The following is a 26209-nucleotide window of genomic DNA, read 5'->3' as shown; positions in this document are numbered from 1 at the left end:
ACGCGCAGTGTGTGAGAAAACAATAAAATACGTCCGGGGACATGTATGACAAAGCCTGATTTGCGCGCCATCTGGCGCTGCGTGCTCACTGTTTCATTGGCGGTCTGCATGCTGACCGCACCTGTTCAGGCGCAATCGCTGCTCTCAACATCACCCGACGACAGCGAGGCCGCGGTCGCGGAATTGCCAGAACCGCTTACCGAAGAGACGGCAAATGCGCTGCTCTCACGGCTCAGTGACAGCGAGGTGCGCGCGCTCTTGCTGGAGCAACTGAACGCGCAAGCCACTACGGATGCCGAGGCGGAAGCCGCCGAGATCGAGGACTTCATCTACCACCTCACATTCGGTGCCGTTGAACAGACCGCTATAGCCATCCAACGCCTGCCCCTCCTCTTTACCGAGCAGGCACGCGCCTTTTCGACCTTCGGCAATTTTGTCGGAGCAAACGGGCTATTGGCAATCGCCGGGTACTTCCTGATGGTTCTCGCTGGGGCCTTTGCGATCGAGTTTGCCTTCCGGCGCCTGATCCGAAGCTGGCTGGTCCTGCCACCCAAACGCGAGGATTCCCAAAGTATCCGACAGGCGGTGGTGCCGCTGGCCAAGCGGCTGACCAGTGAAATCGTCTCGGTCGCGATCTTCATGTTTGCGGCCGCCCAGATCACGCGCCATGCGGTGCCGGGCTATTACCACCCTTTCTTTATGCTGGTGGGCCCATGGCTCATTGGTCTGCCGCGCATGTCGGCGGCGGTTGGTCGCTTTTTCATGGCCCCCAACGCACCCGACTACCGCATCGTGACCGCCAGCGATGAGACGGCGCGCGCCATGGTGTTTCACATGTTCTGGCTCGGCATGGTGATCGGCATAGGCCAGGTGATCGTGCCCTTCAACGCAGCCAACGGTGTCCCTGTGGGCGAAACCCGCATCGGGGCCTGGATGAACTTTGCGGTCCACCTGTATGTGGCCCTCTTGTTCTGGCGCTACTGGGATGAAGCCATCGACATGATGCGCGGTGGCTACGATGACCTCAGTCCAGCCGAAGACTGGATCGCCCGCATCTACCCCTATTTCGGCATCGGCGTGGCCATAGCCACCTGGTGGATCGTGAACGTCGTCGTCAGCTACGGCAACTTCCGCCTGCTTGATGGCGTGCCGCAGTACAAGACCCTCGCCATCCTGACCTTCGCCCCCGCCATGGACACCGCCATCCGGGGCCTGGTCCGCCACCTCGCGCCTCCCATGACCGGCGAAGGGCCCGTGGCCGAACGCGCTTACGTCTCCACCCGGCGCTCCTATGTGCGCATCGGCCGGGTACTGGTGTTCGGACTTGTTCTCGTGGCGGTCGCCTCGTTCTGGGGCATGTCGCCGACAAGGCTGGCCAGCGCAGGCGTCGGCGAACGGTTCGCCGCCAGCCTGATGGAGTTCCTGCTGATCATCGCCATCGGCTATCTGATTTACGAGGTCGTCTCGCTCATCATCAACCGCAAACTGGCGGCCGAAATGACGGCATCCGGCTATAACCCCAATGCCGAAGAAATCGGCGGCGGGGATGGCGGCGGCGCGGGCGGCTCGCGGCTCTCCACGGTCCTGCCCCTCATCCTTGGTGTCAGCCAAGCGGCGATCGTGGTCCTGTTCCTGCTTCTGGGGCTCAGCAACGCGGGCGTCGACACCACGCCCCTCCTCGCCGGTGCCGGTATCGTCGGCCTCGCCATCGGGTTCGGCGCGCAGAAACTGGTGACGGATGTTGTCTCCGGCATCTTCTTCCTGATCGACGACGCCTTCCGCACCGGAGAATATGTCGAGGTCGACGGCACCATGGGCACGGTCGAGAAAATCTCGATCCGGTCGATGCAGCTGCGCCACCACCGTGGGCCCGTGCACACCCTGCCCTATGGCGAGATCCCCAAGATCACAAACTACTCCCGTGATTGGGTCATCATGAAACTGCGCTTCACCGTCCCATTCGGCACGGACCCAAACAAGGTGAAAAAGATCTTCAAGTCCATCGGCGCCGAAATGATGGAGGACCCGCTGTTCCAGGACGACTTCCTGCAACCCTTCAAATCCCAGGGCGTGTTGGAATTCGACGACGTGGGCATCGTGATGCGGGGCAAGTTCATGGCCAAACCCGGCACCCAATTCACCATCCGCAAGGAACTGCTCAGCCGCGTGAACAAAAAGTTCGAAGAGGCCGGCATCGACTTTGCCCGACGCGAGGTGCGGGTGGCGATCCCCGGGCTCGACGACCACGACAAGCTGACGGAAGAGGACAAGGCGACCATCGCCGCCGCCGCAACCGAAGCCGCACAAGAGATGGCAGAGGCACCGGCCGGACCGGGCAAACCGGGCGACTGACCCGCACACGGACCTGACACGATGGCGTGACCCGTTTTGCCTTTGGATGCGGGCGCGCCACCTTCTCCCTTGGAGATGATCACGGGAGACGACCATGCACCTTGCCAAATACATCGCACCACTGGCGCTGGCCATCGCAATACCGGGCACGGGTCACGCAGACCTGTCCTCTGCCGACGTCACTGCCCTGTCGAACGGCCCCAAGGGCCGTGTCCTGGCATCAGACGGCGCCGTGCTGGGCACCATCGACGGGGTCAGCATATCCGGCGACCGGGCCAAGCTCTTTGTATTGACGCGGGGTGGCAACATCTTCCGACGGACCGGCGGCAAGGACATCGTGGTCACTACCACCCCGGCCAAGCTGACACGGCAGGGAAATGACCTCGTGATGGATGCGGACGCGCAACGGGTCCGGATCAAGGCGAACAAGTCCTTCACCGATGACAGCTCGCCCATTACCATCCTTTTGCTCGGACCGTAGAAATCCCATCGAATAAACCGCGCCCCTCGCGCGTTGTCATGGCAGAACAACTTGAAAAGGACATTTCAAATGACACATCTCGCCAAATTGACAAAACGCGCGCTTGCCACGCTTGCACTGGGCCTCGCCGCTACAACAGCGCAGGCCGATCTCACAGCCAGCCAGGCCGCGCAGGTTGAAAAGCTCCGCGGCACAGCCGTCTATTCCTCCGATGGCGCTCTCGTCGGCCTGATGGAAGGCGCGTCCATCAGCGGCGACCGCGCTTCGCTGTTCCTCAAACCCGGCAGCGGCGACATCCTGCGCCGCAGCGGCAAGGACATCATCATCCGCACCAACACCACGGAACTGTCGCTCCAGGGCACACAGCTTTTCCTGAGCGCCAACGCGCAGCGCGTCCGCACCAAGGCAAAAGTCTTCAAAGAGGATGACGACCAGATCACGGTGCACCTGCCGCGCATCTGACGGCTCTCTCGCCATACATCCACGAAACCCCGGCACCCGATGTGCCGGGGTTTTTCGTTGCGGCCCACATATCAAAAGGTTTGAAAACCGCTCCCATTCCCGGACGTCCGGGACGACTCTACCAAACGCCCCAGTACTCCGCAGGTTCCCTTATTTTTATGGCTTTTTTGACAGCTTTTTTGGGAACGATCTGCAATGCGGTGCCGTTGTGTACCCGAAGTCAGACAAATACAAAGGAGACTGACAATGACACGCAAGATTGCACTGATCGCTTCGACCGCACTGGCCCTGTCCGCCGCACCCCTGCTGGCCGACGACTACGCCAACATGAAGTTCGACCCCGCCAACACTCTGGCCGGTGACACCGACCGCGTGACCACCATCGCAGCCATCGAAGGCGGCAACGTGGTGACAAGCGACGGCGTCCTGCTGGGCCAGATCGAAGATTTCAACATCGGTGAAGGCGACCGCGCCGAGATCATGATCGATCTCGAAGCAGGCCTGCGCTACAACGGTGACACCATGGATCTGACCATTGATCCGTCCAACGTGACAGTTGTTGACGGTGGCGTCGCCATCAGCCCCAGCAATGATGAGCTGTACGCATCCATCGGCGCAGGCGGCAACAATGCAGCCGGTCCGCTTGAGATCGATTTCCAATAACTCTGTATCGCAGCCCATAGGGTTGCTGATCTGAGACTACCGCCCTGCCAATCGCAGGGCGGTTTTTCGTTCTGGCAAGAGCAGTTCGCTTGCTCCAAGCGCACAGGGCCAGCGCCTCCGAGACCTGCAGGCTCACGCAACTTTCCCATTCTCGAAAAGGCAGCCGTCCAATCCCTTGGACCAGAGATTTAGGCTGTAGAAAGCTGTCCCGCTCACATTCTCCAGGTCTTCCCAACACGCCGTGCATCCGGCTGGATCTTCGGTTCAGCGGACGGCAGTCTTACATGCCTTTTGGTGACCTCGATCATGCCGACCGCATCTGCCCCTACCACCCGTTCACCGACAGCGAACGCACGGACACGTACCCGTGACCGCATCTTTTCCCGTATGCCGCGCACACTCACATGATGGGCAACAACTTCAAAAGGATTGCCCCATGACCCGTCTTCAGACCACCTTGAAAGCATTCACCATGGCCGCCGCATTTACTCTGGCCGCAACTGGCAGCCAGGCCGATCTCAGCGCCGAAGACATTGCGGCATTTGATGGCAAGAGCGGTGTGCGCGTTTACTCCTCCGACGGCGACTTCGTCGGCGTAACAAATGGACTGCGCGTCAGTGGCGAACGGGTACGGCTGTTTCTTTTGCCCCGGTCCGGCTCCATCTTTCGTCTGCGTGGCCGCGACGTGATCGTCACGACCAAGACCGACCTCATCTCCCGTCGCGGCAATGATCTGGTGCTGGATGCGGACACGCTGCGTCTGCGGATCAAGGCGCAGAATCCAGCCTCTGATCAGGACGGCGCACTGACCATCCTCCTTTTGACCTGAGACGGCTGTCATGCCCTTATGACGGTGATGGCCAGGCCTGACGGTTCTCAGGTTTTGGCCGGTTTTGCCGTCCGTTGGATGGACCAGGACAACCTATATCGCACCGCCAGAAACACAGGCCACGCGCACGACCGCACCGGATCGTGCGTCAGTCTGGAAAATTATGGTTAATTTCCGATGAAATCACCGTGCGCAATGGCAAGCCATTGGTTTGGCGGCACGTTCACAGAGCGCTTAAAATAGCGCAAAGGTACCGCACAAGCTGTCCCCGCGGGGACAAACCCTTTATCCCCGCCCGTCCCTGCTCTAAAGAGCGGTCCAAAGCCGGGGGACGACATATGCAAGAGCCGAAAATCACCGAAGATCTGATCGCAAGTCACGGGCTGAAACCCGACGAGTATGACCGCATTCTCGAGATCATCGGACGCGAGCCGACGTTCACCGAGCTGGGCATCTTTTCGGCCATGTGGAACGAACATTGTTCCTACAAATCCTCCAAGATCCACCTCAAGAAGCTGCCCACCACCGGTCCCCAGGTGATCTGCGGCCCTGGTGAGAACGCAGGCGTCGTCGACATCGGCGACGGTCAGGCCGTGGTGTTCAAAATGGAAAGCCACAACCACCCCAGCTACATCGAACCCTACCAGGGTGCCGCCACCGGCGTCGGTGGCATCCTGCGAGACGTCTTCACCATGGGCGCCCGTCCCATCGCCTCGATGAATGCCCTGTCCTTTGGCGAACCGGACCACCCAAAGACCCGCCAGCTTGTCCACGGTGTGGTCGAGGGCATCGGCGGCTACGGCAACGCCTTCGGCGTGCCCTGCGCGGGTGGCGAGGTGCGCTTTGATCCGGCCTACAACGGCAACTGCCTCGTCAACGCTTTTGCTGCAGGCATCGCAGATGCCGACAAGATCTTCTACTCCGCCGCCTCCGGCGTCGGGATGCCGGTCGTATACCTCGGGGCCAAGACCGGTCGCGATGGGGTCGGCGGCGCCACCATGGCATCGGCCGAATTCGACGACACCATCGAGGAAAAGCGCCCCACCGTGCAGGTCGGCGACCCCTTCACTGAAAAGCGCCTGATGGAGGCGACGCTTGAGCTGATGCAAACCGGCGCCGTCATCTCGATCCAGGACATGGGGGCCGCGGGCCTGACCTGTTCGGCGGTCGAGATGGGCGACAAGGGCGGGCTGGGCGTCAAGCTGAACCTCAACGACGTACCGGTGCGCGAAGAGAACATGACCGCCTACGAGATGATGCTTTCCGAGAGCCAGGAACGCATGCTCATGGTTCTGAAGCCAGAACTTGAAGCTGAGGCCAAGGCCGTCTTCGACAAATGGGACCTCGACTTCGCCATCGTGGGCGAAACCATCGCCGAAGACCGCTTCCTGATCGAACATGACGGCACGGTCAAAGCCGACCTGCCCCTGTCCAAACTCGCCTCCGAAGCCCCCGAATACGACCGCCCGTGGGAACCGACGCCAGAGGCCAGTCCCCTCGGGGACATCCCCGCCATCGACCCCATCGACGGGCTCAAGGCGCTGCTTGCGAGCCCCAACTACGCGGCGAAACAATGGGTTTATGAACAATACGACACCATGGTCATGGCCGACAGTGCGCGCACCCCCGGACTTGGTGCAGGGATCATGCGGGTGCATGGGACGGACAAGGCGCTGGCCTTCACCTCGGACGTGACCCCGCGCTATGTCAAAGCCAACCCGGTCGAAGGCGGCAAACAGGCCGTCGCGGAAGCCTACCGGAATCTGACCGCAGTCGGCGCCAGGCCGCTTGCAACCACCGACAACCTCAACTTCGGCAACCCCGAAAAACCCGAGATCATGGGCCAGTTCGTCGGCGCACTCGACGGGATCGGACAGGCTTGTGAAGCGCTCGATATGCCTATCGTTTCCGGCAACGTGTCGCTTTACAACGAGACGGACGGCGCCGGCATTCTGCCAACCCCGACGATCGGAGCCGTCGGCCTGATTGACCACCCCGACAACATCATCGGCGGCGACGTGCGCGAAGGACATGTTGCCCTTCTGGTGGGAACATGCGGCGGACATCTGGGGCAGTCGGCGCTCCTGGCCGAGGTCTTTGGGCGTACCGACGGGGACGCGCCGCACGTAGATCTTGAGGCCGAGACACGAAACGGAAATTTTATTCTTGAAAACAGACATTTAATCAATGCATGCACCGATTTGAGCGATGGCGGACTTGCCCTTGCAGCCTTCGAACTGGCGGAAGCGGCAAACGTTGGCGTATGGATTGATGCAAGCGAAATGGGCAGCTTCTTTGGCGAGGATCAGGCGCGCTATCTGGTGGCCTGTTCGTTCGACAAGGCCGAAGCATTGATGATAGAAGCAGGCAAGGCGGGCGTGCCCATCGTGTCTGTGGGCAAATTCTCGGGCGATACCGTGTGGATGGGCAACTCGTCCGCTCCGCTGGCCGAATTGCGCGACATGTATCGCACTACCTTCGCGAACACCTTCGCCTAATCGCCTCGGGCTGGAGCCGTCCTTGCTTGAACGGCAACGGACAGGGGATGGGCGCACGATCCAGCTGAAATGCGGAGGGTCCCTGTAAGTGGAAACCGCATTTCTGCTTGAGCGGGTGACCATGCCCTGTCAGGCGGCAGATCGGGCAAGGACGGCTCCAGCTTTTTGGGATGGTGAGTCTGCAGCGCCCAATCACAATGTAATGCGCCGTCAGGCGCGCAATTTCACAACATCCCGAGCAGGCGGTCCCGGTCGCCCACGTCATCACGGCGGGAGATGACCTGCGCAAGCTCTTCAATCGACGCGATGGAGTGACCAGCGCGGAAACTGTCCACATGGGGCAGCATGGCCGCGATGCCGCGCGCGCGAGGGGCAAAATCCTCCCATCTTAACAAGGGGTTGATCCAGATGAGACGTTGAGCGGAGAGATGCAGCCGCTCCATCTGTCTGGCCAGCGCGTCCGGATCGTCGCGATCAAGGCCATCGGTGATGAGCAAGACCACTGCCCCCTGCCCCAACACGCGGCGGGACCACTGTTTGTTGAATGCCTCGAGGCATGAACCGATGCGCGTGCCGCCTTCCCAATCCTGCGCCTCGGCGCCCGCGGATTTCAGGGCGGCATCCACATCGCGCTGGTGCAGGTGCCGGGTGATGTTGGTAAGCCGGGTGCCGAAGGTGAAGGCGTGGACGCGTGCCCAGCCGGCGCCCTTGGCGTTCGCCACCGCATGAAGGAAATGCAACACAACGCGTGAGTATTGGCTCATCGAGCCCGAAATGTCGCAAAGAGCCACCAGGTTTGGATAGCGGACCCTTGGGGTCTTCCATTTCAGATCCCGCATCTCGCCGCCCTGACGCATCGCAGCGCGCAGGGTGCGGGCAGGATCGATACGGCCCATGCCCGCGGCCTGCGTGCGGCGCGTGGGCATCGAATCGACCGGCAGCGCCATGCGCGCCAGCATCGCCTTGGCCTGCGCCATCTCATCCGTGCTCATCTGTTCGAAATCGAGGGTCTTGAGCTGTTCTTCGGCACTCATGGTAAGCGAGGCATCGATCTCGATCTCGGTGCCGCCCTCTTCCATCTCGGGCAGGTCGATGTCGTCGCCCGCGCCGTCAAGCAGCGCTTCGGCCGCGCGTTTTTCGGCGGCTTGTGCGCCGCGATCCTCTTGCACGCCGCGCACAGCAGGCAGCATCGCAGCCATCATATGTTCGAGATAGCGCGGGTCGCGCCAGTAGAGGCGGAAAATCTGGGCAAAGACCGCCCGGTGTTCCGGCTTTGAGACAAAGCAGGCGTGCAGCGTCCAGTAAAAGTCGCGTTTCTCGGTAAAACCCGCCTTGGTGACTGCGGTAATAGCATCCATCACCCGGCCCGTGCCGATGGGCAGACCCGCGCGCCGTAGGGCACGGGCGAAGTGGGTGATGTTTCCCGCGAGCTTTGGGTTTTCGGGCAGTTCGAGCGGGGCATATTCAGGCATCTGCCATGCCGGGGGCCAGCCCCCGGACCCCCGAAGTTTTTCTGGCAAGATGAAGTTGGATCATGCTGGCTCCAAGGATGCCTTGGCCTCGTCCAGCAGGCGTTTGGCCTCGGACCCTTGCAGTTTTTGGATGTCGTCCTGGTATTTGAGGATTGCGCCGAGCGTATCCGCGATAACTTCGGGACTGAGGGTGAGCACATCGAGGGCGAGCAGGCATTTGGCCCAGTCGATGGTTTCGGCGACGCCGGGTTTCTTGAACAGGTCCTCTGTTCGCAGGCGCTGGACAAAGGCCACCACCTCGCGGCTGAGCTCTGCGGCCGCTTCGGGCGCGCGGGCGCTCAGGATTTCCATCTCGCGGTCGAAATTCGGGTAGTCGACCCAGTGATAGAGGCAACGGCGTTTGAGCGCGTCGTGCACCTCGCGGGTGCGGTTGGAGGTGAGGATAACGATGGGCGGTTCAGGGGCCTTGATCGTGCCAAGCTCGGGGATTGTGACCTGGAAGTCTGAGAGGGCTTCGAGCAGGAACGCTTCGAACGGTTCGTCGGTGCGGTCCAACTCGTCGATCAGCAGGACCGGAGCGCCGTTTTCGTCAGGGCGCATGGCGTCGAGGAGCGGTCGTTCGATCAGGTAGTCGTCCGAGAAAAGCTCTGTTTGCAGCGCCTTGCGGTCGGCGCCGCCTGCGGCTTCGGCCGTACGGATCGCCACCATCTGTGCCGGGAAGTTCCATTCGTAGACCGCCGAGGAGGCGTCGAGCCCCTCATAGCATTGGAGGCGGATCAGGCGGCGGCCGAGGGAAGCGGCGAGTGCCTTGGCGATTTCGGTTTTGCCGACGCCGGCCTCCCCTTCCAGGAAGAGCGGCCGGCCCAGCGACAGGCTGAGAAACACCACCGTGCCGAGGCTGCGGTCGCAGACATACCCTTGCTCCGCCAGCATGGACTGGACGGCATCGATGGAGGTGGGTGTGTGCATGGCGTGGTCCTTCCCTTGGGTCCAACCTGCATCGTCTGGGGCCGTCGTCAAGGGCTGCTAAAGTCGTGCGCGTTGACGCGATTCGCTTGAAATGGCATGATGTTAACGCAATGAAAAAGAGGTTTGCGGCATATGGCACGTGGACCCGAGGACAGAGGCGGCGGGTGATGGACCCTTCAGACAAGGCGGGCGTGACATGCGCGTAACTGCGGTGACTTGCGTGAAAAACGAGGGACCGTTCCTGTTGGAGTGGGTTGCCTTCAACCGTTTGATCGGGGTGACCGATCACCTGTTCTATTCAAATGACTGCACGGACGGGACCGATGCGTTGCTGGATGCGTTGGCGGATCGGGGTCTGTGTCAGCACCTGCCGAACCCGGCCGAGGGCCGGAATTATCAGATGGAGGCCCTGAAGGATGCGCGCCGTCAGGACATCGTGACCGAGGCCGATTGGGTCTGGATCGCCGATGTCGATGAGTTTCTGAACATCCATGTAGGCGATCACACGATCCCGGCATTGATCGCAGCGTGCGATGATCCACAGGCGATTTCCGTGTCTTTTCAGTTCTTTGCCAGTGATGGCGTGGATGCGTATGTCGACAAGCCAGTGATCGAGCAGTTTCACCGGTCACACAATCCGGACCTATGGTGTGGGGAGGCAGCGATTGAGGTGAAGTCCCTCGTCCGCCATGATTTTCCGCTGCAGTATTATGGCGCGCATAGGCCGTTTCAGAAGGGCAAGGCGCGGCCTGACTGGACAGACGGGTCGGGCCGCAAGGTGCCGCACAAGTTTCTTGTGGCCGCGAACCCGCGCCGGATCAGGCGCTTTCCGGCAGCTGGAGCGCGGGAGATGGCAACGCTCAATCACTATGCCCTGCGCTCGCTCGACAGTTATCTGGTCAAGAATGATCGGGGCGATGTGAACCGCGAAAATCGCGCTTTTGATGATACCTATTGGCGCGAGCGGAACGATCCTGCTTGGGAGGACAAGAGCATTCAGCGGTATCTGCCGGATCTGAAGAAAGCGCTGACGGAGTTGAAGAAAGACAAGGAAATCAAGGCGCTGCACGAAGAATGCGTGCGCCTGCATATCGCCAAGCGGGATGAGTTACTGGCCAAGCCGGAATATCAGGCGATGCAGACGCAGTTGCGTGCTGCGTCAACCCTGCCACCGCAGGAAGAGGCGATGCTGATCGAGCTGGGGCTGATGGAGCCTGCTGAATGACGCTGAAGGTCGTGAACCTTGGACTGCCCAAGACGGGCACCACGACGCTGGCGCGCGCCTTGCGGCGGGCAGGCCTGCATGTGGCCGACCACCGTATTCGTCCACGCCAGACCGAGAATACGGAACTGCACGAGGCGTTTGTTGCTGATCTGCTCTACCGCGGATACTTCGAGACAGGTGATCCAGGTTTTTATTTTGACGGTTTCGATGCCATTTCGGAAATGAGCGTACTTCGGGAGGGCCGGTCCCTGTGGCCGCAGATGGATTTCGGGTTGATCATGGCGATCCGCAAACACAATCCGGGGGTACGGTTTCTGGCTTCGAACCGGGACCCGTTTCACATATCTCAAAGCATGTTGGCGTGGTCCGATCTGGGCACCGCACGCCTGCCAGCAGGCAACATCCCCGGCCTGCCCGAGGGGTTTGGTGAGACCAGCGTAGAGCGGATGCAATGGATCGAGGCGCACTATGCCCATTTGCGCGCCATCTTCCGAGATGACGAGGATTTTCTGGAATATGATGTCGCCGACCCGGATGCCAAGGATCTGATTGGAGGCTTCATTGAGACCCCGATCCATTGGTGGGGCAAGACCAATGTGAACAAGTTGAACGAGGTCGCGTGATGCAAATTCACCTGCATATCGGTCTGGAACAGGTGGGCGCGGACCGTCTGCAAAATGTGATGGCAGCCAAACGCGATCAGTTGACCAGCAAAGGCGTGCTGTACTCGCGTGCCTTGGGCAACAAGAACCATACCCGGCTCTACATGGCGGTGACGGATCCTGCACATATCGACCCGTTGCGCTACAATCGAGGGTATATCACAGGCGACAAACAGCAGGTTTTGCACGACACTGTGGCGTCCGACCTCGCCAAAGAGGTCGCGCAGTTTTCACCCGATCATTTGATCCTGTCTGCTTCTCAACTGGGCGTGAGCCTGGTGTCCAAGTCGGAATTGGAACGTCTGAAAGCTCTTCTTGCGCCACTGTCCAGCGATATCCGTGTTGTGGCGCATATTGACGAGCCTGCGAAGCTTCTGACCCGCCACTACAGCGAGCAGATCATGGAAGGGCGCGGTAGCTCGCTAGCGCAGGAACTTGCAATAGCCGGAAGCAAAACCTGGTGGGCGGACGCATTGGCCGCAGCCCCACGGATCAACCCGCAGGCGGGCGTATTTATTGAGAATCAGGCGCCGCCTTGCTGGTTGGACTACACTGCCCTTGAACGGCATTGGAATGCTGTGTTCGGGGATGGCGCGCTGACCTTCCGCGCGTACGATGCCGAAGGATTTGCCGCAGAAACGGTCACAGACGAAATCCGGGCGGCATTCAGAATTAAGCCGACCATGGGCAAGGCGACGAAGGTCGACGCATTCAGGGAGCCTTCGGCAGCATGGCTGGCGCGTGGACGTCAGTTGAACGAGTTGATCCTAAAGGTCCTTGCAAACGAGAAACGTATCTTGCCGCGCCAGCTCTGGCGGTCTTTCGTCACCGAAATCAAGGTGGATGGCGACCCGATCGATCCTGCATCGCTCGCGGCAGTCTCGAAGACATTCACGGACCAGAATCGGGAGATCGCCAAGCGGCATGATCTTCCGGCCACGCTGTTCAAAGCGCCACGGGCGAAGAAAGCATGGGAGGAAGCCGACCCGACACGGGGTTTTCGCGCCTCGCAATACCTGTTGGGCTTCATGTGGCGCATCGACAAGGCAACGCAGGAAGAGCGGAAGACCAAGGCAGCCGATCTGGCACGGCTGAATGGAACTGCGCCCCCTGCCTCAGCTTCTGCCGCAGTCACATCAGCCGATGACGGGCTGACCGACACGGCCCGCAAGCTGATGCCGCCCCTGGCTGTGCAGAATTTCGAGAAACTGCGCACATCCTCGTTCGCGCCGCACAACAAACTGGGCGCGGTGAACGAGGAAGACCTGGCCGCAGCCTACACCCCAATCGGAAATCGCAAGCTTCCCAAGGGATCAACCGGCAATGTCATCGTCGGCTGCATGAAGAACGAGGCGCCTTACATCGTAGAATGGGTTGCCTATCACCGTGCCATGGGTGTCGACAATTTCCTGATCTACACCAACGGGTGCGAAGACGGCACAAGCGAGATTCTTGATCGGCTCCAGGAGATGGGCGTGATCCAACATCGAAACAACGACAACTGGAAAGGAAACTCGCCCCAGCAATACGCCCTGAACCAGTCGTTGAAGGAACCTTTGATCAAGAATGCGGACTGGATCATTCACATTGACGTGGATGAGTTCATGAATGTGCGCACCGGCAACGGCACGTTGCAGGATTTCTTTGACGCCGTACCCGACGCAACCAATGTCGCAATGACATGGCGGCTGTTCGGCCACAACGGGGTGACCGAGTTGAAGGACGATTTTGTCATCGACCAATTCGATCACTGTGCGCCCAAATACTGCCCCAAGCCCCACACCGTCTGGGGCTTCAAGACAATGTTCAAGAATATCGGGGCCTATGAAAAGATCAGTTGCCACCGCCCGAACAAGCTGGATCCGAAATTCAAGTCGAAGGTGCGCTGGGTGAATGGATCCGGCAAGGACATGACTAAAGAAGTGGCCGAGAACGGCTGGAGAAGTTCGAAAAAGTCAATTGGCTATGATCTCCTTCAACTGAATCACTATGCCCTGCGGTCTGCGGAATCGTTTCTGATCAAGCGGCAGCGTGGGCGTGCGCTGCACGTGGATCGATCCATTGGCATCAACTACTGGATCCGTATGGACTGGTCCGATTTCCGCGACATCACAATCAAGCGCAATCTGCCGCGCATGCGCACGGAATACGACGCCCTGATGGCGGACAAAGAGCTGCGCAAGTGGCATGAGAAAGGTCTGGCATGGCACCGGGCCAAGGCGGATGAGCTCCACGCCAATCCGGAGTTCCAAGACCTGTTCGATCAGGCCCTCAAGGTCAAACTGACCGAGACCGAGCGGGTGGCCTATGCCCTCGCTCTCGACATGGAGAGTTGAGATGGACGGATCGCCGGTGGAGACACCCATGATCAAAACGCCGCGGGGCCTGCTGTTTCCGCGCGACATGGAGGTGCTGAAGCCGCGCATTGCAGGCAGCTTGCGGCGCGGGATTTACGAGACCAAGGAAGGCGACGCGGTGCTGCGCATCGTACAACCGAACGACGTGGTGCTCGAACTGGGCGGCGGGCTTGGCTATATTTCGACCCTTGTCGCCAAGAGGTCCGAAGCGGCGCATGTCCATGTGTACGAGGCAAACGCCGCACTGGCCGAATACATCGCCCGTGTGCATGACGCCAATGGTGTAGAAAACGCGACCGTGCATCACGCAATGTTGGGCAAGCGCAAGGGCACCAAGGATTTTCATGTGCGGGGCAACATCCTCGCGTCGTCAACCGACGAGGCGCATGGCGATGCTGTGCTGCGGACCGAAACGGTGGATGTGGTCAATGCGGGTCAGCAGACCAAAGCAATCAAGCCCACCGTTCTGGTCTGCGACATTGAAGGGGGCGAGGCGGAGCTGTTGCCCGAGATGGACCTGAGCAGCCTGCGCGCCGCTGTGGTTGAGCTGCATCCACAGTGGATCGGGCCCGAAGGCGTGAACGCGGTTTTTGGGGCATTGATGGGTGCTGGGCTGGCCTATTATCCGAAACTGTCAACGCAGAAGATTGTCACGTTCCGCAGGGCCTGGCCGCTGAAGTGACCCATCTTGCCCTTTTGACCGTCCGGAACGAGGCGGCGTTCCTTTTGGAATGGCTCGCCCATCACCGGGCTGTCGGTTTTGACGATTTTCTTGTTTTCTCAAATGATTGCGATGACGGCACGGATACGATGCTGGACAGGCTGGCCGAGTTGGGTTGGCTGACGCATGCTCGCAATGACGGCCCCTATGACAAGGGCGGCATCCAGTTTACGGCGCTCAAGGCCTCAGCGAAAATGGAACAGGTCACGTCAGCTGACTGGATCCTGCCACTGGACGTGGATGAATTCGTGAACATCCATGTGGGCGATGGGACCTTAACCGACCTGCATGCTGCCCTGCCCGACGCCACTGCCATCACGCTGACCTGGCGTCTGTTCGGCAACAATGGCCAGGTTCGGTATCTGGACCAGCCGCTGACAGATACATTCGTCAAGGCTGCACCCGAAGTGCTCCACTGGCCCTGGCGCGCATCAATGTTCAAGACGCTGTACAAGAACGATGGCACTTATCGCAAACCGGGCGTCCACCGCCCTCGCGACGTCGACGCGGCCAAATTGGAGCAAGCCCGCTGGTTCGACGGCCATGGCCGTGCATTGGACGATCAGTTCAAAACACGTCGCATCTTTTCCAACTATGGGCGCCGGAACTATGGTCTGGCGCAGCTCAACCACTACCCGCTCGGGACCATGGAGAGCTATGTTCTGAAGGCGGACCGTGGCCGAGCGGTGCACTCCGATGACATCTTGGACGTCGACTACTGGGTGGAACGCAATTTCAGCACCGATGAAGATACCAGCATTGAACGGTACAGGAATGCGCGCGACGCCAACCTCTCTGCGCTCAAAGCAGATGGCACCCTTTCCAAACTGCATGCCGACGCGGTCGCGTGGCGCAAGGCACGCTTCGATGCGCTGATGCAGCAAGAACCCTTTCGCGCCCTGTTTGGCCGTCTCCTGATGACCCCGCCCACGCGTCCCGTGCCACCGAAGGCAGCACAGTTCATGATCCGGTATGCCAATCTGGCACGCCAATCGGGGCAATAGTCACTCAAATTTTCCGCATTTCTGCCCCATTGCAGCGGTATTCCGACCGCAACCCGCAATCCAAATCGCGGGACGTGAGGATAGAGTGATGCAGGACCAAGTGCCCCCGTTCGAGCCGGACCTCGCCGATCTGCCAAAGGCTGAGTGGCTGACACGGCTTGCCCAAACCGCTGATGAGCATGGGTTTTTTCAACCGCTCGGGCGCAAACACTTCGCGGCGCATATCCGGCGCGGCGATACGTTGGTCGTCACCTTCGAATCGGTACAAGGCATGCGCGCGCTGACCGAGCGCGCCGAACCTCTGGGCTGGTCGATGGTGCGGGACAACGACTGGTCGCATCTTTGTATTGCGTCAGATGGCGACACCTGGTTCCGCGACCGCCATGTGATTGGCCTGTTCGACCAGATGATCGATGACGGCTTTTTCGATGAGTATGAAACGGTCCTCTTTTATGGCGCTGGTCCCTGCGGTTACGCCGCTGCCGCCTACTCTGTCGCGGCCCCCGGGGCGCAGGTGCTGGTGATCCAACCGCAAGCTACACTCGATCCGCGCGTGACCGAATGGGACGACCGTTTTGTTGAAATGCGGCGCACGGATTTCACCTCGCGCTACGGTTACGCGCCCGACATGCTGGACGCCTGTGCGCAGGCCTACGTCCTCTACGATCCGGTCGAAACGCTGGATGCGATGCACGCGGCCCTGTTCACACGCGCCGGCGTGACGCAATATCGCTTGCGCAACATGGGCGACACGATCCAGAGCGACCTGATGCAAATGAATGTGCTGCCTGATCTGCTGGAAATGGCCGCGGAGGGCACGCTCAATGACCTGCAGTTTGCCAAGGTCTACCGTGCGCGGCGCACCTATCCGGGCTATTTGCGACGGGTGTTGGCTGCTCTTGATCGCAACGACCGGACGGACCTGAGCTACATGATGGCGCGCAACGTCGTCTCACGCATGAAAAAGGCTCCTCGCTTCCAGCGCCGCTTGGCCGAGATAGAGGCACTGCGCATCGCCGCAGAACAACCCGACGAGGGCTAGAAACCCAACGCGTGCCCGTGCTAACGCCGGGCCATGACCACTCTGACCCTTGCTCGCCCCGACGACTGGCATCTGCATCTGCGCGACGGCGCCATGATGCGGGCCGTTCTGCCTTGGACCGCCCGCGACTTTGGACGCGCCATCATCATGCCGAACCTCGTACCACCGATTGTCACGGGCGCTCAGGCCGGTGCTTATCGTGACCGAATCCTCGCCGCCCTGCCCGAAGGCTCGGCATTTGAGCCCTTGATGACCCTCTATCTGACCGAGGACACCGATGCAGACGACGTGGCCGCAGCCCATGCCAGCGGTCTGGTCAAAGCGGTCAAACTGTACCCCGCCGGGGCAACAACCAATTCTGCCTCGGGTGTGACGAATTTCGATAACGTCCGACTGGTGCTGGACAGGATGGCAGAGATCGGCCTGCCACTCTGCGTCCATGGCGAGGTGACAGACCATGATGTCGACATCTTTGACCGGGAAGCGGTGTTCATTGATCGCACACTCGACCCGATCCGCAAGGCGACGCCGGGTCTGCGCGTGGTGATGGAGCATATCACTACATCCAACGCCGTTGATTACGCCCGCGCGCAGGATGACAGCCTTGGCGCGACGATCACGACCCATCATCTGGTGATCAACCGCAATCATATCCTCGCGGGCGGGATCAAGCCGCACTACTATTGCCTGCCTGTGGCCAAACGCGAGGAACACCGGCTGGCCCTGCGTGCAGCGGCCACCAGCGGCGAGGCGCGGTTCTTCCTTGGCACCGACAGCGCGCCACATACGGATGCAAACAAGCTGTTGCCCTGCGGCTGTGCGGGTTGCTTCACGGCCCCCAACACCCTGCCGATCCTGGCACAGGTGTTCGAGGAGGACGGCGCGCTCGACCGGCTCGAAGCCTTTACATCGAAAAACGGTCCCGCCTTTTACGGCCTGCCGGTGAACGCGGACACCATCACCCTGACCAAGACTGCACCCGACCTGCCCGGTCACATCGACACCGAGGATGGCGCCGTCACTGTCTTTGACCCCGGTTTCGACCTGACGTGGTCCGTCCAGTAACTTCTCTGGTTCAAAAAATCCCCGCCGGAGGCTCCCGCCCTATCCGTCCGCACCAACGCCAGAAAGAAAAGCACAATGATCCCGACAAGCTACCCCACACAAGAAGAGATGGCTCGCCTGACCGCCCGCATGTTGCTGGAGATCGAAGCGGTGCATTTCAATGCGGCCGAGCCCTTCACCCTGTCTTCGGGCCTGCCCTCGCCCACCTATATCGATTGTCGCAAGCTGATTTCGTTCCCGCGCATCCGCACCACGCTGATGGATTTCCTGACCGTAACGGTCATGCGCAATGCCGGCTTCGAAGCATTCGACAACATCGCTGGTGGCGAGACGGCGGGCATGCCCTTTGGTGCGCTGGTGGCGGAGCGCATGGGTCTGCCAATGACATATGTGCGAAAAAAGCCCAAAGGATACGGGAAGAACGCCCGGATCGAGGGCGTGATGACCGAGGGCCAGAGGGTACTGCTGGTCGAGGATCTGACCACCGACGGTGGGTCAAAGCTGAGCTTTGTCGATGCCATCCGCGAGACAGGGGCCACCTGCGCCGACACCGCCGTGATTTTCTACTACGACATCTTCCCCAACACCGAAAAGACGCTGGGCGATCACGGTGTGACGCTGCACCACCTGTGCACGTGGTGGGATGTCCTGGCCGAGGCCAAGGCGTCGGGGTCCGTCGACGATGCAACTTTGAGCGGAGTGGAAGCCTTTCTGAACGACCCGCGCGGGTGGCAAGCTGCCCGGACATAGGCGAATGGCCTCCCATACGGTTCCGTTGCGTCAATTTCTGACGCCATAGCGGCTGTGGATGGCTGTGCACAAACGTGATTCCTTTGCCAATTCTTGCGCAGATGTGGTAGCGTCCACAGGCATGACCACCATATGCGGAGACGTGTAAACCACGTTTTTGCGGCATCCACCGGGTTTTCCACAGAGTTGCTCCCCGGTTTCCAAGCCTGCACCGCGTGTGGCAAGACCCCCGCCACGGGGACATAACAACAACGGGCAGAGAGTGGGGCGATGAACGAGATTGCGGCGATCAATCCAACCGGAGTGGCGGTTCAGGATGCAGAAACCATGCCCCACTCGATCGAGGCCGAGCAGCAACTGCTGGGCGCGATCCTGACCAACAACGATATCTATGACCGCGTGGCCGCGATCATCAATCCGACCCATTTTTACGACCCGGTGCATGCCCGCATCTTCGAGATTGCGGCTGCGCGGATTGCCAAGAACAACCTCGCCAGCCCGGTGACGCTCAAGGCATTCATGGAGGATGACGAGGGTCTGAAAGAATTGGGCGGTCCAGCCTATCTCGCCCGCCTGGCCGGTGCGGCCATCAGCGCCTTTGCCGTGCGCGACTATGCTCAGATGATCTATGATCTGGCCGTGCGTCGTGACCTGATCCAGCTGGGCCGCGACATCTCCGCCAAGGCGGCGAAGGTCGATGTCGCCTCCGAGCCCAAGGAACAGATCGTCGAGGCGGAACAGGCGCTTTACAAGCTGGCGGAACAGGGCACATCCGAGGGCGGATTTCAAAGCTTTCTCAAGGCGGTCACCGACGCGGTCAATGTTGCGAATGCGGCCTATCAGCGCGAAGGTGGGCTTGCGGGCATCTCCACCGGGCTCATCGACATGGACAAGAAGCTGGGGGGCTTGCACCCGTCGGACCTGCTGATCCTTGCGGGGCGTCCGTCGATGGGTAAGACGTCGCTTGCCACCAACATCGCGTTCAACATTGCCAAGGCCTACAAGAAAGGGCTGAAGCCCGACGGGTCCGAAGGTGCCATCGAGGGTGGCGTTGTGGGGTTCTATTCGCTTGAGATGAGCGCGGAGCAGTTGGCGGCCCGTATCCTGTCGGAAGCCGCAGAGGTGCCGTCGGAAAACATCCGGCGCGGCGACATGACCGAGGCCGAATTCCGGCGTTTCGTGGATGCGGCCAAACAGCTTGAAGCCTGCCCGCTCTTTATCGACGACACCCCGGCCATTCCGATTGCGCAGCTTGCAGCCCGCGCGCGGCGGCTGAAACGGACGCATGGGCTGGACGTGCTGATGGTGGACTACCTGCAGCTGGTGCGCGGCGGGGCCGACAACCGGGTGCAGGAGATTGCCGAGATCTCCATGGGTCTGAAGGCCATCGCCAAGGAATTGAACATTCCGGTCATCGCCCTGTCGCAGCTGTCGCGTCAGGTGGAAAGCCGAGAAGACAAGCGGCCGCAGTTGAGCGACCTTCGGGAATCAGGCTCGATCGAGCAGGACGCGGACGTCGTCATGTTCGTGTTCCGCGAGGAATACTACAAGGAGCGCGAAAAACCCGGCGATCACGATCTGGAAGCCATGGCGAAGTGGCAAGAAGAGATGGAGCGTCTGCATGGCCGCGCCGAGGTGATCATCGGCAAGCAGCGTCACGGTCCCATCGGCACAGTCGACCTGAGCTTTGAGGGTCGGTTCACCCGCTTTGGCAACCTGGTGCAGCCCTGGCAGCAGGGCGGTGGTGGCGAGGCCGGGTTCTGATCCAACGGACGCTGTCGCGACACCATTTTTGAGGGGGCTCTGCCCCCGCCTTCGGCTCCCCCGAAGTATTTTCCGCCAGAAGAAGAGCAAGACCGGATTTTGATTGGACAGGGCGCGGCCTGCAATGCACGGTTGTATCATGCGCTTCCTGGTGTTTTTGCTGGTCTGGTTCGCTGCTTCTGTTCGAGCCGAAAACCTTGTCGAGGTTGATGTTGAGCTGTTCCTCGCAGTCGATGTCAGCCGGTCCATGCAGCCTTACGAGCTGGAAATACAGCGGCGTGGCTATGCGGCGGCTCTGCAATCGCCCGAGGTACAGGACGCCATTGGCCGCGGCTTTCTGGGCCGTATCGCGATCACCTATGTCGAATGGGCGGGCGCTTACCATCAACGCACCATCGTGCCTTGGACCGTCTTGGCAACACCCGAAGATGCAGCGCGTATCGCCGGACGGATCACGGCGCATTTTGACCAGGGGATGCGCCGCACTTCGATTTCGAGCGCCCTTACCTATGCCGCCGAAAGTATCGATAACAACACTTTCGAAGGCTTGCGCCGTGTGATCGACGTTTCCGGCGATGGGCCGAACAATATGGGCGTCCCGGTCACGCGCGCCCGTGATGAGGTGCTGGCGCGCGGGATCACAATCAACGGCTTGCCCCTGATGACCCAGGACGAAGGGATCATGGCCCGCTGGAACATCCCCGATCTGGATGTCTACTATACCGCTTGTGTCATTGGCGGCTCCGGCGCCTTTGTCGTTCCGGTCACGGACTGGTCTGAATTTGAAGACGCGGTGCGCCGCAAGTTGGTACTTGAGATCGCTGGTCAACCCGCGACGCTCTGGCAGGCACAGGTCCGCTCAGCCGCGTCTTACAATTGTCTGATCGGTGAAGAGATCTGGGAGCAGAACCGCGACATCTTTGCCCTGCCGTAAGCTGCGCGCATTTTTCCCCCTTCACCAATGCGCGCCGTCCTGCCAAACAGGCGCTCATGACGTCCGCGACCCTCTCTATCGACCTTGGCGCACTTGTGCGCAACTGGCAGGCCCTTGACGCAATGAGTGAAGGCGAGACCGGCGCTGTGGTCAAGGCCAACGGCTACGGGCTTGGCGCCCCTGTCGTCGGCCGTGCGCTCTTGCGAGCCGGTGTGCGCAGCTTCTTTGTCGCGACAGCGGATGAAGGCAACACGCTGCGCGGTGCTATTGGGCAAGGCCCTGCCATCTATGTCTTTTCCGGGCACATGGTGGGCGACACCACGGCCATTCGCGAGGCAGCGCTCACCCCGCTCCTGAACTCCGTCGATCAGATGCTGCGCCACGTGGAGGCGCTGCCGGGCCATCCCTTTGGCATCCAACTGGACAGCGGCATGAACCGGCTGGGCATGGAGCCTGCCGAATGGTCCGCAGTGCGCGACATTGCAGTGGCGCAGGGCCCTACCCTGATCATGTCGCACCTGGCCTGCGCGGATGAGCCAAGCCATCCGATGAATGCCCACCAGTTGGCGGAGTTTCGCGCCATGACGGACGGGCTGGATGTGCCGCGCTCGCTGGCTGCGACCGGTGGCACAATACTTGGCCGTGAATATCATTTCGACATGACCCGGCCCGGGATCGGGCTTTACGGCGGGCTGCCCTTTGTTGATGCGACGCCGGTTGTGACCCTCGACCTGCCCGTCATACAGGTGCGCGATGTCGCGCAAGGTGAGACTGTGGGCTATGGCAACACATGGATTGCGCCGCGCGATGCACGCATCGCCACCGTGTCCGGTGGCTATGCCGATGGTCTGATCCGCGCCATGGGACCGAATGCCACGCTTTATGCCGGGGATGTGCCTTGCCCCGTTGTTGGTCGCGTGTCGATGGACCTGATCACGGCGGATGTGACCGATGCGGGCCATGATCCGGTTGATCTGCAGCTGATGGGTCAGCACCAGTCTGTCGACACTATCGCGGACGCGGCAGGCACCATAGGATATGAAATCCTGACGTCGCTCGGCCTGCGCTATCACAGGGCGCTTGTCCAATGAGGCTTCTGGCCGGGATCGGCGCTGTCACGCTCGGCCTGCTTGCGGCCATCGGGCGCGTGGCGATGTTCCTGGGCGCGACACTCACGCATCTGGTGCGGCCGCCGTTCTATCCGCGCGAATTTGCGCTTGCCCTCTTGAACATCGGATGGCTGTCGCTGCCTGTGGTCGGCCTGACGGCGATCTTCACCGGCGGCGCGTTGGCATTGCAGATCTATGCTGGCGGCGCGCGTTTCAATGCCGAGGCGGTTGTGCCGCAGATCGTCGCCATCGGTATGGTGCGTGAGTTGGGTCCTGTGCTGGTCGGTCTGATGATTGCCGCGCGGGTGACATCGTCCATCGCGGCAGAGATTGCGACGATGAAAGTGACGGAGCAGATTGATGCGCTGGTCACCCTGTCGACACATCCAATGAAATACCTGACCGTGCCGCGTGTGCTGGCCGCAACGCTCGCCGTGCCGCTGTTGGTGGGTGTGGGCGATGTGATCGGCATCTTTGGTGGCTACGCCGTTGCGACTGGCACGCTGGGCTTCAATGCAGCGGCCTATATCCAGAACACGGTTGATTTTCTTGAGCTTCGCGATGTCGTGTCCTCGCTGGTCAAAGGGGCTGTGTTCGGCTGTTTGGCCGCGCTGATGGGCTGCTATTTCGGCATGAACTCGGGCCGGGGTGCGCAAGGCGTGGGCCGGGCCACGAAAGGGTCTGTGGAGGCCGCAGCCGTCCTGATCCTTGCAGCGAACTTCGTTCTGACGGGGGTGTTCTTTTCGGTATGATCACGCTGTCTGATGTCCACAAATCCTTTGGCGACAACCACGTGCTGCGCGGTGTCGATCTGCATGTCGAACGTGGCACGTCGATGGTCATCATCGGCGGGTCGGGGACAGGCAAGTCCATCTGCATCAAGACGGTTCTGGGTCTTGTGACGCCAGAGCGCGGTACGATCACCGTGGACGGGCAGGACGTAACGCAGACAAGGGATCGCGACGCCTTTCTCGCCCGCTTCGGTATGCTGTTTCAGGCCGCGGCCCTGTTCGACTCGCTGCCCGTCTGGCAGAACGTCGCCTTTCGCCTGATGCGGGGCAGCCTGAAACGACCCAAGGACGAGGCGCGCGAGATCGCCATCGAAAAGCTGCGCCGCGTTGGGCTAACAGCAGATGTCGCTGACAGGTTGCCTGCCGAATTGTCAGGCGGGATGCAAAAGCGCGTGGGCCTCGCCCGTGCTATTGCGGCAGAGCCCGAGATCATCTTTTTCGACGAACCGACCACCGGCCTCGACCCGATCATGGCGGGGGTGATCAACGATCTGATCCGCGAGATCGTGACGGAGATGGGGGCTACCACCATGACCATCACGCACGACATGACCTCGGTCCGCACCATCGCGGACAATGTGGCGATGCTGCATGGCGGGAAAATCCGGTGGACCGGGCCGGTGGCCGACATTGATGCAGCGCACGATCCCTACCTGGATCAGTTCATCAATGGGCGGGCTGAGGGGCCCATTGAAACAGTGCGTTGATCGCGCCGCACGTCTTGCGGATAATACAGGCCATCTCGCGGTATTTCTGCGCATCTGGAAACAGTAGGGTCGGATTGCACGCGCGACCCACAACTTTTTGGCTGTATTTTCCGACGCTTAAATCTATGGTGATGGAATAATTTGTCTTCTGGGGGGAAGGCTGGTGAACCATTTGATTTTTGCCGCGCGCGTGTTTGCGGAAATGATGCGGCGGTTGGCTCTGATCCTGTTTGCTGGATTGGCGCTGTTTTCTGTAGTGGCAACGGGGTTGGCAATTGCAGGGGTGTGGCCCTGGATTGATCTGCCCGTCATGTGGGACGGCGTGCATGTGGCGCATGCCGGGATGCTGACACAGATCGGGCTAACCGTCTTTGCTGTCGCGCTGTGTTTCTTTCTGCCGACCAACGCGCGGATCATGCAGCTTGAGAATTCACACAGGCAATTCAACGTTGGTGTGGACGACATCACGCGGGCCTATCATGCCGCGCATCACGGCGATCGAGACGGGGTGTTCAACCTCGGCGATGCGTTCGAGAGCACTAGGGACAGGCTTGCCTATCTGCGGGATCACCCGGACCTGGGAATGCTGGAGCCGGAGCTGTTGGAACTGGCCGCCAAGATGTCCCATATCAGCCGCGATCTGGCCGAGGCATACTCTACTGAAAAGGTCGAGCGCGCGCGGTCGTTCCTCAAGCAGCGTCAGTTCGAGATTGCACAGTTCAACGAGCGGCTCGAACAGGCCAAGGCCATCCATGGCGAGTTTTCGACCTGGATCAATCGGCTTGATCTGGAGGAAAACGTGGCCCGCGCCCATCTGGAACGGCTTCTGGACGAGATGGAGCGTTTGCTGCCGGAACTCAACCAGCCCGCCAAGCCATCCAAGGTCACACAACTGCCCATGCGCGTCGAATAGGGCTTGCCGCCCCCTGCCCTCGCTGGCAGACCGTCGCGCATGGCGAAATCCACGACCACCTATTCCTGCTCGGCTTGCGGCGCGACTTTCTCCAAATGGTCGGGTCGCTGCGACAGCTGTGGGGAGTGGAACACCATTTCGGAAGACACCGGTCTGTCTGCCGGTCCGTCGAGCAAGGGGCTCGGTGCCCAGCGTGGCAAGACGGTTGCGCTGACCGACCTCAGCACCGAAGAGACACCGCCGCCACGGACCGAGAGCAAGGTTGCAGAACTGGACCGTGTTCTGGGCGGTGGCCTGGTGCCTGCCTCGGCCATCCTTGTGGGCGGCGATCCTGGCATCGGGAAATCCACGCTGCTCTTGCAGGCAGCGGCGCGTTTCGCACGCAAGGGCCTGAAAACCATCTACGTCAGCGGGGAGGAAGCCAGCGCGCAGGTCCGCATGCGCGCACAGCGCCTCGGCCTGTCCGATGCCCCCGTGCAATTGGCGGCTGATACAAACCTGCGCAACATCCTGACCACGCTTGAGGCCGAGGCCCCCGGCCTCGCCATCATCGATTCGATCCAGACGATGTGGCTCGATACCGTCGACAGCGCCCCCGGCTCTGTCAGCCAGGTGCGGGCCGCAGCGCATGAACTGACGACATTCGCCAAGCGTAAGGGCATCAGCATTATCCTTGTTGGCCACGTCACGAAGGAGGGTCAGATTGCTGGCCCCCGTGTGGTCGAGCACATGGTCGACACCGTCCTTTATTTCGAAGGCGAGCGCGGCCACCAGTTCCGCATCTTGCGCGCGGTGAAGAACCGCTTCGGCCCCGCCGATGAAATCGGTGTGTTCGAGATGACTGGCAAAGGGCTGGCCGAGGTCACGAACCCCTCCGCCCTGTTCCTGTCGGAACGGGGTGAGCCGTCACCCGGATCCGTCGTCTTTGCAGGTATTGAAGGCACACGGCCCGTCCTGTGCGAGATGCAGGCGCTTGTCGCCCCCTCGCCCCATTCCCAAGCGCGGCGCACCGTCGTGGGCTGGGATGGCGGGCGGCTCGCCATGATCCTCGCCGTGCTCGAAGCACGTTGCGGCATCCCCTTTGCGGGGCTCGATGTCTATCTGAACGTTGCGGGCGGCATGAAAATCAGCGAACCGGCGGCAGATCTGGCGGTGGCGGCAGCGCTTTTGTCGGCGCGTGAGGACAGCGCATTGCCCGCCGACACAGTGGTTTTCGGCGAAATCAGCCTGTCTGGCGCGCTAAGACCTGCGCCCCAAACCGAAAACAGGTTGAAAGAAGCCCAAAAACTTGGTTTTTCATCCGCCATTGCACCCAAGGGCGGCAAAGCCCAGGGCGCACCCGGTATGACGCTGAAGCGCTTCAGCGACCTGACCGGATTTGTAGGTGACGTGTTCGGCGCAGGGTAAGCGCATACGGGGCAGAACAAAGGGGCAGGACC

General features: G+C 60.8%; 23 protein-coding genes. 21 read left to right on the top strand and 2 right to left on the bottom strand.

Annotation, left to right across the window (positions count from 1 at the left end):
• Nucleotides 1-45 precede the first annotated feature (45 nt).
• The 6 genes from KUV51_RS04775 to purL all read left to right on the top strand — a co-directional run bounded on the left by KUV51_RS04775 (nt 46) and on the right by purL (nt 7285).
• Nucleotides 46-2352 (top strand): mechanosensitive ion channel family protein, encoded by a 2307-nt coding sequence (locus KUV51_RS04775; RefSeq protein WP_222520444.1) that lies wholly within the window; start codon nt 46-48, stop codon nt 2350-2352.
• A 94-nt stretch (nt 2353-2446) separates the two neighbouring features.
• Entirely contained in the window at nt 2447-2833 is a 387-nt protein-coding gene (locus KUV51_RS04770; protein ID WP_222520443.1) for a hypothetical protein, read from the top strand.
• 69 nt (nt 2834-2902) lie between these two features.
• Nucleotides 2903-3295 (top strand): hypothetical protein, encoded by a 393-nt coding sequence (locus tag KUV51_RS04765; RefSeq protein WP_222520442.1) that lies wholly within the window; start codon nt 2903-2905, stop codon nt 3293-3295.
• A gap of 246 nt (nt 3296-3541) precedes the next feature.
• A complete protein-coding gene (locus KUV51_RS04760; RefSeq protein WP_222520441.1) occupies nt 3542-3958 on the top strand; it encodes a hypothetical protein in 417 nt (138 codons plus the stop codon).
• Nucleotides 3959-4394: 436 nt separating this feature from the next.
• Nucleotides 4395-4787: a hypothetical protein gene (locus tag KUV51_RS04755; RefSeq protein ID WP_222520440.1), complete on the top strand. Its 393-nt coding sequence runs from the start codon at nt 4395-4397 to the stop codon at nt 4785-4787.
• Between the two features lie 338 nt (nt 4788-5125).
• A complete protein-coding gene (gene purL, locus KUV51_RS04750) occupies nt 5126-7285 on the top strand; it encodes a phosphoribosylformylglycinamidine synthase subunit PurL (RefSeq protein ID WP_222520439.1) in 2160 nt (719 codons plus the stop codon).
• A gap of 224 nt (nt 7286-7509) precedes the next feature.
• Here the strand turns inward: purL and KUV51_RS04745 are convergent, their stop codons facing one another.
• Both KUV51_RS04745 and KUV51_RS04740 read right to left on the bottom strand, forming a co-directional pair.
• Entirely contained in the window at nt 7510-8757 is a 1248-nt protein-coding gene (locus KUV51_RS04745) for a vWA domain-containing protein (RefSeq protein WP_222520438.1), read from the bottom strand.
• Nucleotides 8758-8817: 60 nt separating this feature from the next.
• The gene (locus KUV51_RS04740; protein WP_222520437.1) at nt 8818-9726 is read right to left on the bottom strand and encodes an AAA family ATPase; all 909 of its coding nucleotides are present in this window, start codon (nt 9724-9726) and stop codon (nt 8818-8820) included.
• A 196-nt stretch (nt 9727-9922) separates the two neighbouring features.
• Between KUV51_RS04740 and KUV51_RS04735 the strand changes: the two genes are divergently transcribed.
• From KUV51_RS04735 to radA, 15 genes are all read left to right on the top strand, one after another.
• Nucleotides 9923-10951: a glycosyltransferase family 2 protein gene (locus KUV51_RS04735; protein WP_222520436.1), complete on the top strand. Its 1029-nt coding sequence runs from the start codon at nt 9923-9925 to the stop codon at nt 10949-10951.
• Entirely contained in the window at nt 10948-11574 is a 627-nt protein-coding gene (locus KUV51_RS04730) for a sulfotransferase (RefSeq protein WP_222520435.1), read from the top strand. Before KUV51_RS04735 ends, KUV51_RS04730 begins: the two co-directional genes overlap by 4 nt.
• Complete coding sequence (locus tag KUV51_RS04725; RefSeq protein WP_222520434.1) at nt 11574-13949, top strand: glycosyltransferase family 2 protein; 2376 nt, start codon at nt 11574-11576, stop codon at nt 13947-13949. Before KUV51_RS04730 ends, KUV51_RS04725 begins: the two co-directional genes overlap by 1 nt.
• Nucleotides 13950-13977: 28 nt before the next feature.
• Nucleotides 13978-14652 carry an FkbM family methyltransferase gene (locus KUV51_RS04720; RefSeq protein ID WP_261385644.1) on the top strand — a complete coding sequence of 225 codons (675 nt, stop codon included), beginning with the start codon at nt 13978-13980 and terminating at the stop codon, nt 14650-14652.
• Nucleotides 14649-15695 (top strand): glycosyltransferase family 2 protein, encoded by a 1047-nt coding sequence (locus KUV51_RS04715; protein ID WP_222520432.1) that lies wholly within the window; start codon nt 14649-14651, stop codon nt 15693-15695. The genes KUV51_RS04720 and KUV51_RS04715 overlap by 4 nt, the downstream gene beginning before the upstream one ends.
• Nucleotides 15696-15783: 88 nt before the next feature.
• Nucleotides 15784-16737: a phosphoadenosine phosphosulfate reductase gene (locus KUV51_RS04710; protein WP_222520431.1), complete on the top strand. Its 954-nt coding sequence runs from the start codon at nt 15784-15786 to the stop codon at nt 16735-16737.
• Between the two features lie 33 nt (nt 16738-16770).
• Nucleotides 16771-17802, top strand: a complete 1032-nt coding sequence (pyrC, locus tag KUV51_RS04705; protein WP_222520430.1) for a dihydroorotase — start codon at nt 16771-16773, stop codon at nt 17800-17802.
• Between the two features lie 75 nt (nt 17803-17877).
• On the top strand, nt 17878-18552 hold the full coding sequence (locus tag KUV51_RS04700; RefSeq protein ID WP_222520429.1) for an orotate phosphoribosyltransferase: 675 nt from the start codon (nt 17878-17880) through the stop codon (nt 18550-18552).
• Between the two features lie 270 nt (nt 18553-18822).
• Nucleotides 18823-20316 carry a replicative DNA helicase gene (locus KUV51_RS04695; protein ID WP_039686422.1) on the top strand — a complete coding sequence of 498 codons (1494 nt, stop codon included), beginning with the start codon at nt 18823-18825 and terminating at the stop codon, nt 20314-20316.
• Between the two features lie 124 nt (nt 20317-20440).
• Nucleotides 20441-21250, top strand: coding sequence for a DUF1194 domain-containing protein (locus KUV51_RS04690; RefSeq protein WP_261385643.1), 810 nt, complete (start codon nt 20441-20443; stop codon nt 21248-21250).
• Nucleotides 21251-21306: 56 nt separating this feature from the next.
• A complete protein-coding gene (gene alr, locus KUV51_RS04685; protein ID WP_222520428.1) occupies nt 21307-22341 on the top strand; it encodes an alanine racemase in 1035 nt (344 codons plus the stop codon).
• On the top strand, nt 22338-23111 hold the full coding sequence (locus KUV51_RS04680; RefSeq protein WP_222520427.1) for an MlaE family ABC transporter permease: 774 nt from the start codon (nt 22338-22340) through the stop codon (nt 23109-23111). The genes alr and KUV51_RS04680 overlap by 4 nt, the downstream gene beginning before the upstream one ends.
• Nucleotides 23108-23857 (top strand): ABC transporter ATP-binding protein, encoded by a 750-nt coding sequence (locus KUV51_RS04675; protein WP_222520426.1) that lies wholly within the window; start codon nt 23108-23110, stop codon nt 23855-23857. Before KUV51_RS04680 ends, KUV51_RS04675 begins: the two co-directional genes overlap by 4 nt.
• A 163-nt stretch (nt 23858-24020) precedes the next feature.
• Nucleotides 24021-24770 (top strand): DNA repair protein, encoded by a 750-nt coding sequence (locus KUV51_RS04670; protein WP_315898791.1) that lies wholly within the window; start codon nt 24021-24023, stop codon nt 24768-24770.
• 39 nt (nt 24771-24809) lie between these two features.
• Nucleotides 24810-26177 carry a DNA repair protein RadA gene (gene radA, locus KUV51_RS04665; RefSeq protein ID WP_222520425.1) on the top strand — a complete coding sequence of 456 codons (1368 nt, stop codon included), beginning with the start codon at nt 24810-24812 and terminating at the stop codon, nt 26175-26177.
• Nucleotides 26178-26209: the final 32 nt, after the last annotated feature.

It is taken from the genome of Tateyamaria omphalii, assembly GCF_019802125.1.
GTDB lineage: Bacteria > Pseudomonadota > Alphaproteobacteria > Rhodobacterales > Rhodobacteraceae > Tateyamaria > Tateyamaria omphalii_B.
This window is presented reverse-complemented; position numbering and strand designations above follow the sequence as displayed.

Coding starts and splice junctions, on each gene's coding strand:
- KUV51_RS04755 (WP_222520440.1), top strand. CDS start 4,395: ATGACCCGTCTTCAGACCACCTTGAAAGCATTCACCATGGCCGCCGCA.
- KUV51_RS04730 (WP_222520435.1), top strand. CDS start 10,948: ATGACGCTGAAGGTCGTGAACCTTGGACTGCCCAAGACGGGCACCACG.
- KUV51_RS04690 (WP_261385643.1), top strand. CDS start 20,441: ATGCACGGTTGTATCATGCGCTTCCTGGTGTTTTTGCTGGTCTGGTTC.
- purL (WP_222520439.1), top strand. CDS start 5,126: ATGCAAGAGCCGAAAATCACCGAAGATCTGATCGCAAGTCACGGGCTG.
- radA (WP_222520425.1), top strand. CDS start 24,810: ATGGCGAAATCCACGACCACCTATTCCTGCTCGGCTTGCGGCGCGACT.
- KUV51_RS04770 (WP_222520443.1), top strand. CDS start 2,447: ATGCACCTTGCCAAATACATCGCACCACTGGCGCTGGCCATCGCAATA.
- KUV51_RS04760 (WP_222520441.1), top strand. CDS start 3,542: ATGACACGCAAGATTGCACTGATCGCTTCGACCGCACTGGCCCTGTCC.
- KUV51_RS04675 (WP_222520426.1), top strand. CDS start 23,108: ATGATCACGCTGTCTGATGTCCACAAATCCTTTGGCGACAACCACGTG.
- KUV51_RS04775 (WP_222520444.1), top strand. CDS start 46: ATGACAAAGCCTGATTTGCGCGCCATCTGGCGCTGCGTGCTCACTGTT.
- KUV51_RS04700 (WP_222520429.1), top strand. CDS start 17,878: ATGATCCCGACAAGCTACCCCACACAAGAAGAGATGGCTCGCCTGACC.
- pyrC (WP_222520430.1), top strand. CDS start 16,771: ATGACCACTCTGACCCTTGCTCGCCCCGACGACTGGCATCTGCATCTG.
- KUV51_RS04725 (WP_222520434.1), top strand. CDS start 11,574: ATGCAAATTCACCTGCATATCGGTCTGGAACAGGTGGGCGCGGACCGT.
- alr (WP_222520428.1), top strand. CDS start 21,307: ATGACGTCCGCGACCCTCTCTATCGACCTTGGCGCACTTGTGCGCAAC.
- KUV51_RS04720 (WP_261385644.1), top strand. CDS start 13,978: ATGATCAAAACGCCGCGGGGCCTGCTGTTTCCGCGCGACATGGAGGTG.
- KUV51_RS04710 (WP_222520431.1), top strand. CDS start 15,784: ATGCAGGACCAAGTGCCCCCGTTCGAGCCGGACCTCGCCGATCTGCCA.
- KUV51_RS04745 (WP_222520438.1), bottom strand. CDS start 8,757: ATGCCTGAATATGCCCCGCTCGAACTGCCCGAAAACCCAAAGCTCGCG.
- KUV51_RS04735 (WP_222520436.1), top strand. CDS start 9,923: ATGCGCGTAACTGCGGTGACTTGCGTGAAAAACGAGGGACCGTTCCTG.
- KUV51_RS04740 (WP_222520437.1), bottom strand. CDS start 9,726: ATGCACACACCCACCTCCATCGATGCCGTCCAGTCCATGCTGGCGGAG.
- KUV51_RS04695 (WP_039686422.1), top strand. CDS start 18,823: ATGAACGAGATTGCGGCGATCAATCCAACCGGAGTGGCGGTTCAGGAT.
- KUV51_RS04765 (WP_222520442.1), top strand. CDS start 2,903: ATGACACATCTCGCCAAATTGACAAAACGCGCGCTTGCCACGCTTGCA.
- KUV51_RS04680 (WP_222520427.1), top strand. CDS start 22,338: ATGAGGCTTCTGGCCGGGATCGGCGCTGTCACGCTCGGCCTGCTTGCG.